Origin of the sequence: Methanobrevibacter sp. UBA417, assembly GCF_002508845.1 — an archaeon.
Lineage (GTDB): Archaea > Methanobacteriota > Methanobacteria > Methanobacteriales > Methanobacteriaceae > Methanobrevibacter_A > Methanobrevibacter_A acididurans.
In genome coordinates this window covers 1-12,230 of sequence record NZ_DAZC01000002.1, presented here as the reverse complement: position 1 = coordinate 12,230, position 12,230 = coordinate 1, and the positions used below count along the sequence as shown (strand labels likewise).

Genomic DNA, 12,230 nt, shown 5'->3' with positions numbered 1-12,230 from the left:
TTAATTTTATATTTAATAATAAAAATATTATATTATATAAATTTTAATGAAAAAAGTCTATTTTAAAAATAAAATTTTTATAATTATTTTTGAGGTTTAATTAATGAGTTATCGAGGAAATAGGATACAAAAACGTAATAGAATAGCTTACTTAGATCAATTAAAAGCTATTTCAATTTTACTTGTTATTATAGCTCATGTTTGTTATTATTATATTCCTGGACATATTAATGGTTCAGAAGTTGCAACTTTTTATGATATTATTTGTAAAGTAAGTATTCCTCTTTTTATGATGGTTTCAGGAGTTCTAATTTTAGGTAGAAAATCTGATTTTATTAATTTTGTAAAACTTAGATTTCCTCGAATGTTAATTCCATTTTTTTCATGGTGGATTATATTCATAGTTTTAGCATTAGTAACTGGAAATTATGTAAGAACTGCATCTGTATATCATGTTTCTTTTATAACTTATATTTTTAAAATGTTATTAGGAGAACCACAATACTTAGGTCATTTTTGGTTTGTTTGGCTTATGTTAAGTATTTACTTAGTTGCTCCTATTATTAATAAATGGATAACTAAATCTTCTTTCGATGAAGTAGGTATTTTCCTCATTATTTGGTTTATAACATGTATTTTTACAACTTTCCATCTTCCATACATTAATATAGATTTAAGATACTTTGCGGGACCATTAGGTTATTTTATCTTAGGTTACTATTTACACAATAAAAGAAGTTTTATTTTAGAAAATAAATGGATTTGGCCAATCGTTTTCATTGCTGTGACTATAATTAGGTTAACTTTACCCTCAAATAATATATTAACTGCAGGCACAAGTGATAATTCATTATATTATAATATACTTATAGTCTTCCAAGCTGTTAGTTTTTTCTTAACTATAAAAAACTTTAATTATGATTCCAGAACATTAAGTAATAAAAATAATTTTTTCACAACAGGTTTTTTTAGTTTTGCTATAATATCCTTAAGTAGTAATGTTTATGGAATTTATTTAGGGCATATGTTATATTATGAATTATTAACACCATTATTCCTGATTAATAATTTTTGGTTAATGATTCCATTATCTGGAATATTTATTTTACTATTAACTTGGGCTACAATGTTAGTATTTAATGAAATACCAATATTAAGAGCTTTAACAGGTAGAATTAGGTATAAAAATACTAGATAAAAAAATTTTATTATTTTTTTTATCTTATGCTCTTTTTAAATTTATTTATTTTAAAAATTAAGAATTATTATTAATTTTCATATTTGGATTATTGTATGGAATGTTTAAATTTTCTCCTATATTAATTAAGGGTATTATGCAGTTTAATTCATTGGTTATGGAATTATTTCCATTTAATTCTTGGTTGTTTGTGTTGTTTTGGGTGTTGTCAGTTGAATAAAATGAACTTATTGCGAATCCGCCTAAAACTATTATAAACAATATTATTAATCCTATTATTTTTTTATTCATTTTCATTATGCTCGTAAAATTAATTATTAATTATCTTTTATAATTTTTAGTATTTTATTTTTTGGTTTTAAAAAACATTTTTAGTTTTAATTGTTTAAAACAAATCTATTTATTTAAAGAAAATGAATATTATAATTATTAAAAAAAAATAATTTTAATAATAATATTAATTGAATTATAAAAAAAATATAAGAAAGGTTTTTAAATTGGTTAAAGATGAGATTACAATTAAAAATATTGATAAAAATTTAAATGAAATTGGTTATGTTAGTAATAAAGAAATAACCACAGCTATGTTCTTAGCATTATCTTTAAATAAACCTATACTAATTGAAGGACCTCCAGGTGTAGGTAAAACTGAATTAGCAAAAGCTATTGCTAAATCATTAAATAGGGAATTTTTCCGTATACAATGTTATGAAGGAATAACATTTGAACAAATAATTGGTGAATGGAATTATCAAAAACAATTATTACACTTAGAATCATCTAAAGGAAAAAATCAAGATGAAAATAGTATCTTTAATAATGAATATTTTATTAAAAGACCATTACTTAATGCTTTTATGAATGAAAACGATTCACTATTGTTAATAGATGAAATTGATAAAGCAGATGAAGAAGTCGAAAGTTTTTTATTACAAGCATTAGGTGAAAAAGAAGTTACAGTAAATGATTTAGGGACTTTTCAATTAAATAATGATCTTATTGTTATATTAACAAGTAATTCACAAAGAATGTTACTGGATGAAACTAAGGATAGATGTTTATTTTTATATATTCCATATCCAAGTGTAGAACGTGAAATGAAAATTGTTAAATCAAAAATACCTGAAGTTGATGATGGTTTATCTCGTAAGGTGGTTAATTTAGTTCATCGTATTCGTGATTTGAACTTAACTAAGAAACCTAGTGTGAGAGCAACTGTAGACTGGGTTAATAGTGTAGAAAATTTAAACACTAAAAATGTAGATCAAGCACTTATAGATAGTGTAGGTGTAGCAGTTAAAAGTGAATCTGATAAAAAAAGAGTTATGAAAGATATTTTCAAACAATAATAATTATATAAATAATGAATTAATTTTTTTGATGTTTATGAAAGCTAAAATAATATATTTGTCTAATCAACTTAGAGATAAAGGTTTAAATGTAAGTATTCGTAGTACACAAACTGCATTAGATACTTGTGAAATTATAGGTGTGAATGATTTAGTTTCACTTAAAAGAGCTCTAAGAAGTGTTTATGTTAAAGATAAATATGATATGATTAAATTTGATGAAATTTTTGATCAATGCTTTATTAAACCTCCTTTAACTGATGAATCTAAGAAAGTTAAAAAAAATAGTAATATGAATGCAGGTAAAGCTGGTGGAAAATCTAATAAGTATGTTATTAAGAAAAAGAATGCTAAAGTTCATAAAAAACCAAATAAAATGGGAATGGAACAAATTAAACAACTTTCAGGGACACCTGTATTAGATGATAGAGAAAATTTAGAACGTGAAGGTGAACTTTTAAATAAAGATTTAACAAAGTTAAATAAATTTGATCCTAGAATGTTGGAGTTATGTCAACAATTGGGTCGTCGTATTGCTAATAAAAGATCTAGACGTAATAAATTAGCTAAAACTAATAAAGTTGATATTCGAAGAACTATGCGTAAAAATATTAAATATGGTGGAGTTCCTGTTGAGTTAATTAAAGCTAAACCTAAAAGACATAAGAATGAACATTTATTTTTAAATGATATAAGTGGATCATGTGAATGGATTAGTAGTTGGTTTTTCATGTTAATGTATTCCTGTCAAACAGCTTTTAAGAATTCAAGAGTTTTTGAATTTGATAATAAAGTTATTGAAACAACTGATGCTCTTAAACAGGATTATTTATTAAATGCTTTTGCTGATGTTAGAACTTTACGTATGAGGAATGCGATGGTTCATGGAACTAGTAATATGTATTCAGCATTTAATTTATTTAAGAAACAAGCAAAATTAAATAATAAATCTTATGTTGTTTTATTATCTGATTGTCGTGATTGGGCAGGTCCAAAAATTGACGGTATACCTGCAAGTGTTGAAGTATTACAAGATATAGTAAGGGACAGTAAAAAAGTTGTTATACTTAATCCTGAGGATAAAAATAAATGGGATGTAGTTGATAGCTGTGTTAGTTTATATGAAAATGTTGGTGCTAAAGTATTTGAAGTTAGCACTCTTAATCAGTTAGCTGATTTTGTAGTTCAAATGTAAAAATTTAATAGATGATTAATATGGATATATGTAGTAAATGTGGTAACCCCAATATTGTAATTAAAAGAAAAGCATCTGGACAAGCCTTGTGTCAAGATTGTTTTATAGAAAGTATTGAGAAAAAGGTTATTAAAACAATTAAAAAAGAAAATCTTTTACAAAAAGGAGATAAAGTTATGGTTGCGTTATCTGGAGGTAAAGATAGTGTAGCTACACTTGAAATTTTGAATTCTTATGTTGAAAGACATTTCATTGAGTTATGTGCATGTACAATTGATGAGGGTATTAAGGGGTATCGTCAAGAAGGAGTAGATATAGCTAAGAGACATGCAAAACGTTTGGGGATAGAACATCAAATTTTATCATTTAAAGATGCTTTTGATATAGATCTTGATGAGATTATGAATGTTCCAGATCATAGAGGAGCTTGTACTTACTGTGGGGTTTTTAGACGATGGTTAATAAATCGTGCAGCAAGGGATATGGGTGCAACTAAAATTGCAACTGGTCATAATTTGGATGATGAAGCTGAAGCTATAATGATGAATTATTTAGAAGGCAATATTGGAAATTTAGTTAAAATTGGTCCGATAACAGAATCTAAAAGTGAATTGTTTACTCCTAAGATCAAACCACTTCGTGAAATTCCTGAAAGAGAAGTTGGATTATATGCTTTATCTAAAGGTTTAGAAATCCATTTAGATGGTTGTCCTTATGCTCAACAATCTTTCAGAATGGAAGTAGGTAATGTTTTAAAAGATTTAACACCAGAACATCCTACAATAATGTATAGTACACTTAGAGGATTTGATAAAATGCGACCAGTTATTCGTGAAGAATTAACTGAACCTTTTGAATTTGATAGGTGTGAAATTTGTGGTGAACCTTCATCAAATAAGGTTTGTCGGGCTTGTACTTTCTTAAAAGAGTTAGGTCATAGCCCTAACTTAGATTATTTTTAAGGGATTAAATTTTTTTTAAATAAATATAAGATGATTTTTATGACATTTAAATTAGAGTATAATGAAATTAATGAAGATAAAGAATTAAATGGTAAAACAACAATATTAAATGTTTTAGATGATTTGGAAGTTTCTCCACAAACTATTGTTGCAAAAAAGAATGATCAAATAGTATCAGAGGATGCTGAAATAAATGATGGAGATACTATTAAATTAATTCAAATTATATATGGGGGATAAGATTTGAATTTTATCGTTATGAGGTTAATTTTATGAAAGTATATTATGAATGTGGGGCATGTTATTTACGTCAAGCTAAGGAAGCATTAAATCTAGCTAGTGATGATGATGATTTAAAACTTAAAATAATGGAAGATGTAATTAAGTTTTTGTCAAAAAATTTTAAAAAGGGAGCATCATCTAATGCAACAGGATCTGGAATGCATAAATTGATAATGGATGAAACAGGTTGTAATGATCCTTATAATGAGAAGAAACATTTAGGTAATGAAATAGCTAAAAATTTATTACCTCAAGTAAAAGAAATACTTAAAAAAGATGATAGTTTAGAAAATTATGTTAAAATAAGTATTGTAGGTAATATTTTAGATTTTGGTGCTTTTGGTTTTGATACTGATATTAATAGTTTATTAAATGATTATTTAGGTAAAGATTTGGCTATTAATGATGTAAATAGTTTAGATTATGCGTTGAAAAATCATGATGAATTGTTATATTTGGTTGATAATACTGGGGAAATAGTTTTTGATAAACTTTTGCTTGAAAAAATAAAAGAGGATTATGATATTCATATTACTGTTGCAGTAAAACATAATCCAATTTTAAATGATGCATGTATGGAAGATGCATTAGAAGTTGGTTTAGATGAATTTGCAGATTTAATTACAATTGGGACTAATACTGTAGGTGTAGTATATAATAGTTTATCTGATGATTTTAGGGATTTCTTTGATAAATCAGATTTTATTATTTCTAAAGGTATGGGTAATTATGAAGGTTTAAGTGAATTAGATTTTCCAACTCAGGATGTTTTTTATTTATTATGTTCTAAATGTAAAGCTAATGCTTTATCTTTAGATGTTGCTAATGGTGATATGGTTTTGTTAAAATTTAAGAATTAATCTTTTTTTTAATAAAATTTATTATTCGTATATTTATGAACAAATTGGTAATCTTTATAAACAATAAAATTTATTATATAAAATTATGAAAGAAAAAACTTCATGGATAATATTAATTATTGTTTTTATTTTAATAGTGGTATCCGCTTTTGCAATAACTAATAATTATTTTAATATTAATCCGCAAACTAATGAGGTTTCTACCTCTGCTGATTCCAATTCTGTAAGTGATTCAAGCAATTATCATGTTGAAAATAGTTCAAATGTAACTGTAATTAGTAATAATATTGAATGGTATACTGATTTAGATTCAGCACTTAGTGTTGCTCAAAAGGATCAAAAACCATTATTTTTAGCGTTTCAATCTTCCACTTGTCAGTATTGTCAACAAATGAATTCTGAAACATATACAGATGTTAATGTTCAAGATAAACTTAATAGTAATTATATTCCAGTAATTATTGATGGGGATAATCATCCTGAATTATGTAGTAAATACCAAGTTGTAAGTTATCCAACATTTGTAATTTTAAATTCAAATGGTGATGTGAATAAAACAATTATAGGATTCCAATCTGTAAATGATTTATTAAGTAAAATTTAGTTAGTAGTGTAGGTATTGGTTTATGGATTTCATGTTTATTATTTCATTTTTAGTAGGTATAACTTCAGTACTTTCACCTTGTGTATTACCTGTAATTCCTATAATTATTGCATATTCTTTTTTAGAAAGAGATAAAATTGAAACATTAGTTTTTACTTTGGGATTATTTTCAGTTTTCTTTGTAATTATCATTTTGTCTATGATTTTTACTGCAACTATTACTCATTATTTACATTGGATAAGAATTTTAGCATCTTTAATTATAATATTTTTAGGTTTAGTTCTATTATTTAATTTAAATCTATTCAATTTTAATTTAAGAGTTAAAAATAATAAAACTGGATTGTTAAAATCTTTTTTAATGGGTTTAGTAACTTCTTTAGCTTGGGCTCCTTGTTATGGCTCATATCTTTTAAGTTTGATGAGTGTTACTATATCTAAAGGTAATGTTGTTTATACTGGTTTGAACTTATTATCATATACTTTAGGTTTTGCTTTTACAATTTATTTAATAGGATTTATTGTATCAGAAATAAACTTCAAGAAAATCAATGAATGGTCCAATATAATTAATAGAATTTGTGGATTAATCATTTTAATAGTGGGAGTATATATGCTACTTGCTCAATATGGAATTTTATTATAAAAATGGTGAGACAATGGATATAGGGTTTATAGGTTTTGGCAAAGTTAATCAAACATTAGCAAATAAATTAACAAAACAATATAAAACATATGTCTCAATAGAAAACAGAAGCGAAGAAACAATAAAACGCATAAAACAAACAGAAACAATAAAATTAGATTCAAATAAACAACTAATGGAAAAATGTGACATAATAATAAGTGCAAATAGTCCAAAAAACGCACTAAACGTAGCAAAACAATTTTCAAACTATGAAGGATTATACCTAGATTTAAACAATATAAACCCAACAACCACCCTAAAAATAGAACAAATATTTTCAAACAATTTCATTGATGGTGCAATAATAGGTAAAGTTGAAAATTTAAAACTTTTAATATTATCAGGTCCAAAATCAAAAAAATTATCAATTTTCAAAAACTGCAATATTAAAACAAACATCATAAGTGACAAAATTGGAGATGCATCTAAATTAAAAATGTTAAGAAGTATCTATACAAAAGGAGTAAGTGCCCTATTAATCGAAACATTTGAAAATGCAAATAACTTAAGCTCACAATTATGGGACATATTAGAAATTACAGAAAATACAGATTTCAAATCATCAAGCACATCCCGTATAAAAAATAGTAAAAAAAATAAAAAACGTAAAAATGAAGAGTTAAATGAAATATTAAATTTCTTAAAAAACCAAAACTCTTCTACAAATAATTTAATCATGACTGAAGCTACAAAAAATAAATTCGAAAAACTTTAATTGTCATGAATATAAATTTTAACTCTCAATCCACGATCCCTTTCCACTACCTCTCCCCTAACAGGTATGAATTGTGAATCGATAATATAACGTAAATAAGTAACATGCAATGCAGGTAATTTTAATATAGTTTTAATCTTAAATTTACCCTCTTTAATCTCACAAGATAACATATTATCCTTATCAACATAAATTTTAGCAGGGATTCTATGTTCCTTTAACCCTCTTTTAAGCTTTTTAGTTTCAAACTTTGTAATATTCAAACCACCCTCAAAACTTAAAGGAACATTATTTACCTCAATATTCTCACTTCTGAAACGTTCATTAGCATCTTGTGTTAGTTCCTCATTTTCAACTTCACTAGCAACATAAAAAGCTCGTTGAATAACTTTATCAACAATTTGTTCTGGAGGAATAACACCTTTAGCTTCATAAGTCCTCATAAGTTTAACAACTTCATTTTTACTAACCTCTTTTTCAATAGCACTAGTTGCTAATCTTGTAAGAACAGGACCATAACCAACTCTTCTAAAAACAGCCCAAATACTTTCAGGATCTTGATATTGCCGAGCTTCAATTATTGCATTTACAGCATCTGCATTTAAATATGCAATATTAGTCAAATCTCCACGGGAATAAGTATTCATTTTATGAGTGATACTTCTATAATTTCTTTGATTATTAATAGTTCCATTATCAATTTCCCTTTTAATAATCTTAATACTTGATTTTGGAAGTAAATTTTCCACTTCATCTGTAATTTCCATATCATTCTCAATTATAGATTTCCTAATAAAACGTCCACTAATCTTTCCATCCTTTTCTAACTCCGGTATGATATGGATTTTCATATTATGTTCAAATTTGGTTTTCAAAAACTCATTAACTGCATACCATCTAACAACATTCCTATTTGGTATTTCACGAGGCATTCCTAAAAAGTTTTTTTCACGCACAAAACGATCACCCATCTTTTTAATCTTTTCAGGACTAACTTCTGCAGCACTAATATAATCAGTTATACCCTCCTCAATCATTTGTGATGCACGTATAGGTACACTATAAGATAAAGTTAATCTATGATGTAATCCTTCTACAGGTACAATAACATCTGCACCACATGCTTTAGCCATTTCAGCCCTAGCATTAAAATTACAGAAAAAAGGTGCATGATTTGCACTGTAACCTTTATTTAAGTATACAACTACTTTATCTCCAGTTTTATTTGCTATTTTTTTTCCACTTTGGATTAATTGTTCATGCCCTAAATGTACAGGGTCAAAATCTGCACTGATTCCAATCATTTTCATATATTCCTTAAAAAAATATTATTCATTTAAAAAAAGTTTACTTATTCATTAATAAAATAAAAATTTTAATTTTAAAAAAAATTTGTTAAAGACAGATTATACTTTATCTGTCTAATAAATTCAATATACCTGCTAAAATTAACCATATTCCGATTAAAGCTCCTAGAACTGTAGGATCTTGTATGTAAGTTCCTACTATAATATATATTACACCTAAAATAATACCTATTATACCAATCCAAAATCCGTAACGTGTTTCTCTACTTGTTATAAGAATTATTAAACCTATGACGATTAAGAATAGTCCTGCAAGGTAAATAGTTAATGCTGCTAAGAATGCGAATAAACTTGGATTGAAAATTAATCCTAATGAAAGTACTAACATTACAATACCTATTATAAGGTATAAAATACATTTAGTTTTACTATAATCAATTTCAGATACACCAGTAACAAGTAAAAATATACTCATTAATAATATAGATAATCCAAGAATACTACTTGCTCCAATTACGCCCAGCATAGGAAATGCAATGATTATAACACCTAAAATTATGGCAATAATACTAATTGATTCCTTTTTCAATATAATAAACCTCCCTTTATAATTGTTATTAATATAATATTTTTAATTAATTATTAAAAAAACTTTTCTTTAATATAAAGGTAAATGTTTTTTATTTGTTTTAGATTGACTTAAATTATTAAATTTTATTTCTGCTTCCCATTCTTTTTTACAAGCACAATCATGATGAATTTGTGTTTGTGTAAGATTACTACTAATAATTTTATGTTTTAAATCTTTATTACATTTCTTACAATTGTAAGGGCCACGTTTAGAACCAAATCCTGAGGTATCCATTAATGCCGGAATTTTTACATTTTCTCTTATTGTGTTAATAATCTTAACAGTACTCCAAATCCAAGGAGGTTGATATGATCCTCTTCTCCATAATCTTTCTATCACAGTTCCTTTATGGATAGTAGCAGGACAACAACTAATACGATCAACTCCAATTTCTTCAACAAAATATGTAGTATCAATAGCTTCTTTTATAGCTTCAGATTCGGATACGAGAATAGGTTTAACAAAAATATACGCTTTACTTTTTATATTATACTCATTTTTAGCTTCTTTGATTAAATCTATGGCTTTTTTAAAAGTTTCTGTACTGAATCCCTTATTTATTTTTTCTAAACGTGTTTCTTCATTTACTGTTTCTAATCCTATACTTATTTCAAAAAGTTTTCCATTTAAAATTTCACAAATTTCATTTATACGTGTACTTGTAATATATTCAGGTCTTGATTCAACAATAACTTCACTTATTTCATCAATATTACTAATTATTTTTAAAATTTGATCTCGTGCTTTTATTGGTAGTTCTTCAGGATTAAAAAAACTTCCAGATGCAAATAATTTTATAGCAATCTTTTCACCATTATCAAAATCTTCTTTAATTTCTTCTAAATATCTATTTAATTGATTTTGGAACAATTCTATGATTTTATCAGTTTCTATAGGTTTTAAATAACAATCATGAATATAACTACACATTGTGCATCCACCACTTGGACTTAACGCCCAACTACAACCAGGTGTAGGTAATATTAAAAATATAGATTTTCCTTTACCTGAGTATAATAAGTCTTCTTGGTACCAACTTGTGGCTAGATATTCTAAATCCTTAGGTTTTGTTCTTTCAATAGCATTATCCCGTATTTCTTTTGTTAATTCTCTTATTTCCATAGTTTTAAAATCCATTTTGTTTAATTGTTATTATTATAATTATTCTTTATGTTTTTAATTAATAATATAAAAAGATGAAACATAATTTTTTATATATAAATGTTTCGATATTTTTCTAATAACAAATACTTTATAAGCTCTTGCATATAATTTAACATGGTGATAATAAATGAAATTTGGTATAGAATTTGTTCCGAATGAACCATTAGACGAAATTGTAAAAGACGTAAAATTAGCTGAAGACGCAGGATTCGAATATGTATGGGTAACAGACCATTACAACAATAAAAATGTATATGAAACTTTAGCATTAATCGCTAAAGAAACATCTACTATTAAGTTAGGACCTGGTGTAACTAATCCATATGTACGTGGACCAGCTATATCTGCAAGTGCTATTGCAACTATAGATGAAATCTCTGACGGAAGAGCTACCTTTGGTATCGGACCTGGAGATAAAGCTACATTTGATACATTAGGTATTGAATGGACAAAACCTGTAACTACAGTTAAAAACGCTATTGAAGAAATTAAAACATTAACATCTGGTGGATCTACTCCTAGTGGAGCAGCTTTACAAGGTGCAAAAGCGGTTCAAGAAGCAATCCCTATGTATATGGGTGCTCAAGGACCAAAAATGCTCGAAACTTCTGGAGAAATAGCAGACGGTTGTTTAATCAACGCTTCTAATCCTAAAGATTTCGAAGCAGCTATTCCAATGATCAAAAAAGGTATTGATGCTGCAGGTAAAAACATTGCAGACTTTGATGTAGCAGCTTATACTTCTACTTCTATTGGAACTGACTCTGAAGCAGCTAAAAAAGCAGCAAAAATTGTTGTTGCATTTATTGCAGCTGGAGCACCTCCAATGGTTATTGCAAGACACGGATTACCTGAAGGATTCAATGATAAATGTGGTGACTGCTTAGCTAAAGGAGACTTCGGTGGAGCAATTGGTTTAATAGACGATGCTGCATTAGATGCATTCTCTGTATGCGGAACCCCTGATGAATTCGTTCCTAAGATAGAAGCTTTAGGTGAAATGGGAGTAACTCAATATGTTGCAGGATCCCCATTAGGTAAAAACAAAGAAGAATCTATTAAATTATTAGGAGAAGTAATCGCTAAGATGTAAATTCTCTTAATTTTTTATTTTTTCTTTTTTTTTTAAAATTATAATTTTAAATTCCAATAAATTAAATATTCAATTAAAATAAATACTATTTTTGGCTCTGTAGAAACCCTATTTTTGAGGTATTTTTGTTGATCTGTAGAAGTTGTAGAATGTGTTTTTGAGTTTGGTTTCTTTATTTGACA

At 26.6% G+C, this 12,230-nt stretch carries 14 protein-coding genes; 10 read left to right on the top strand and 4 right to left on the bottom strand.

What is annotated here, in order from left to right; all coding sequences use genetic code 11:
* Positions 1-103 precede the first annotated feature (103 nt).
* Positions 104-1,198, top strand: a complete 1,095-nt coding sequence (locus BP769_RS00280; protein ID WP_409197988.1) for an acyltransferase — start codon at positions 104-106, stop codon at positions 1,196-1,198.
* A gap of 57 nt (positions 1,199-1,255) precedes the next feature.
* Here BP769_RS00280 and BP769_RS00275 read toward each other — a convergent pair whose 3' ends face one another.
* Positions 1,256-1,489, bottom strand: coding sequence for a hypothetical protein (locus BP769_RS00275; RefSeq protein WP_409197987.1), 234 nt, complete (start codon positions 1,487-1,489; stop codon positions 1,256-1,258).
* Positions 1,490-1,695: 206 nt separating this feature from the next.
* On the opposite strand from BP769_RS00275, the gene BP769_RS00270 reads away from it, so the two are divergent.
* The 8 genes from BP769_RS00270 to BP769_RS00235 all read left to right on the top strand — a co-directional run bounded on the left by BP769_RS00270 (position 1,696) and on the right by BP769_RS00235 (position 7,853).
* Positions 1,696-2,547 carry an AAA family ATPase gene (locus BP769_RS00270; RefSeq protein ID WP_413825689.1) on the top strand — a complete coding sequence of 284 codons (852 nt, stop codon included), beginning with the start codon at positions 1,696-1,698 and terminating at the stop codon, positions 2,545-2,547.
* 37 nt (positions 2,548-2,584) lie between these two features.
* Positions 2,585-3,742, top strand: a complete 1,158-nt coding sequence (locus BP769_RS00265) for a VWA domain-containing protein (protein ID WP_413825692.1) — start codon at positions 2,585-2,587, stop codon at positions 3,740-3,742.
* A 20-nt stretch (positions 3,743-3,762) separates the two neighbouring features.
* Complete coding sequence (locus tag BP769_RS00260) at positions 3,763-4,704, top strand: TIGR00269 family protein (protein ID WP_413825695.1); 942 nt, start codon at positions 3,763-3,765, stop codon at positions 4,702-4,704.
* Positions 4,705-4,743: 39 nt separating this feature from the next.
* Positions 4,744-4,944, top strand: a complete 201-nt coding sequence (locus BP769_RS00255) for a MoaD/ThiS family protein (RefSeq protein ID WP_409197983.1) — start codon at positions 4,744-4,746, stop codon at positions 4,942-4,944.
* A gap of 32 nt (positions 4,945-4,976) precedes the next feature.
* Positions 4,977-5,846, top strand: a complete 870-nt coding sequence (locus BP769_RS00250) for a damage-control phosphatase ARMT1 family protein (RefSeq protein WP_413825698.1) — start codon at positions 4,977-4,979, stop codon at positions 5,844-5,846.
* 85 nt (positions 5,847-5,931) lie between these two features.
* Complete coding sequence (locus BP769_RS00245; RefSeq protein ID WP_409197981.1) at positions 5,932-6,450, top strand: thioredoxin family protein; 519 nt, start codon at positions 5,932-5,934, stop codon at positions 6,448-6,450.
* A gap of 22 nt (positions 6,451-6,472) precedes the next feature.
* Positions 6,473-7,096 carry a cytochrome c biogenesis CcdA family protein gene (locus BP769_RS00240; RefSeq protein WP_413861770.1) on the top strand — a complete coding sequence of 208 codons (624 nt, stop codon included), beginning with the start codon at positions 6,473-6,475 and terminating at the stop codon, positions 7,094-7,096.
* A 13-nt stretch (positions 7,097-7,109) separates the two neighbouring features.
* Positions 7,110-7,853 carry an NAD(P)-binding domain-containing protein gene (locus tag BP769_RS00235; RefSeq protein WP_409197979.1) on the top strand — a complete coding sequence of 248 codons (744 nt, stop codon included), beginning with the start codon at positions 7,110-7,112 and terminating at the stop codon, positions 7,851-7,853.
* Here BP769_RS00235 and BP769_RS00230 read toward each other — a convergent pair.
* The 3 genes from BP769_RS00230 to BP769_RS00220 all read right to left on the bottom strand — a co-directional run bounded on the left by BP769_RS00230 (position 7,850) and on the right by BP769_RS00220 (position 10,913).
* Positions 7,850-9,157 carry a cytidyltransferase gene (locus BP769_RS00230; protein WP_413825701.1) on the bottom strand — a complete coding sequence of 436 codons (1,308 nt, stop codon included), beginning with the start codon at positions 9,155-9,157 and terminating at the stop codon, positions 7,850-7,852. The two genes, BP769_RS00235 and BP769_RS00230, sit on opposite strands and share 4 nt — an antisense overlap.
* A 109-nt stretch (positions 9,158-9,266) precedes the next feature.
* Positions 9,267-9,749 carry a DUF308 domain-containing protein gene (locus BP769_RS00225; protein ID WP_409197977.1) on the bottom strand — a complete coding sequence of 161 codons (483 nt, stop codon included), beginning with the start codon at positions 9,747-9,749 and terminating at the stop codon, positions 9,267-9,269.
* A 69-nt stretch (positions 9,750-9,818) separates the two neighbouring features.
* Positions 9,819-10,913 (bottom strand): archaeosine biosynthesis radical SAM protein RaSEA, encoded by a 1,095-nt coding sequence (locus BP769_RS00220; RefSeq protein WP_413825703.1) that lies wholly within the window; start codon positions 10,911-10,913, stop codon positions 9,819-9,821.
* A 169-nt stretch (positions 10,914-11,082) separates the two neighbouring features.
* Between BP769_RS00220 and mer the strand changes: the two genes are divergently transcribed.
* Entirely contained in the window at positions 11,083-12,048 is a 966-nt protein-coding gene (gene mer, locus BP769_RS00215; protein WP_409197975.1) for a 5,10-methylenetetrahydromethanopterin reductase, read from the top strand.
* The last annotated feature ends 182 nt before the right edge of the window (positions 12,049-12,230 follow it).

What these genes read in the sequence shown, in the direction of transcription:
- BP769_RS00280 (WP_409197988.1), top strand. Translation starts at nt 104, where the DNA reads ATGAGTTATCGAGGAAATAGGATACAAAAACGTAATAGAATAGCTTAC.
- BP769_RS00275 (WP_409197987.1), bottom strand. Translation starts at nt 1,489, where the DNA reads ATGAATAAAAAAATAATAGGATTAATAATATTGTTTATAATAGTTTTA.
- BP769_RS00265 (WP_413825692.1), top strand. Translation starts at nt 2,585, where the DNA reads ATGAAAGCTAAAATAATATATTTGTCTAATCAACTTAGAGATAAAGGT.
- BP769_RS00260 (WP_413825695.1), top strand. Translation starts at nt 3,763, where the DNA reads ATGGATATATGTAGTAAATGTGGTAACCCCAATATTGTAATTAAAAGA.
- BP769_RS00255 (WP_409197983.1), top strand. Translation starts at nt 4,744, where the DNA reads ATGACATTTAAATTAGAGTATAATGAAATTAATGAAGATAAAGAATTA.
- BP769_RS00250 (WP_413825698.1), top strand. Translation starts at nt 4,977, where the DNA reads ATGAAAGTATATTATGAATGTGGGGCATGTTATTTACGTCAAGCTAAG.
- BP769_RS00245 (WP_409197981.1), top strand. Translation starts at nt 5,932, where the DNA reads ATGAAAGAAAAAACTTCATGGATAATATTAATTATTGTTTTTATTTTA.
- BP769_RS00240 (WP_413861770.1), top strand. Translation starts at nt 6,473, where the DNA reads ATGGATTTCATGTTTATTATTTCATTTTTAGTAGGTATAACTTCAGTA.
- BP769_RS00235 (WP_409197979.1), top strand. Translation starts at nt 7,110, where the DNA reads ATGGATATAGGGTTTATAGGTTTTGGCAAAGTTAATCAAACATTAGCA.
- BP769_RS00230 (WP_413825701.1), bottom strand. Translation starts at nt 9,157, where the DNA reads ATGATTGGAATCAGTGCAGATTTTGACCCTGTACATTTAGGGCATGAA.
- BP769_RS00220 (WP_413825703.1), bottom strand. Translation starts at nt 10,913, where the DNA reads ATGGAAATAAGAGAATTAACAAAAGAAATACGGGATAATGCTATTGAA.
- mer (WP_409197975.1), top strand. Translation starts at nt 11,083, where the DNA reads ATGAAATTTGGTATAGAATTTGTTCCGAATGAACCATTAGACGAAATT.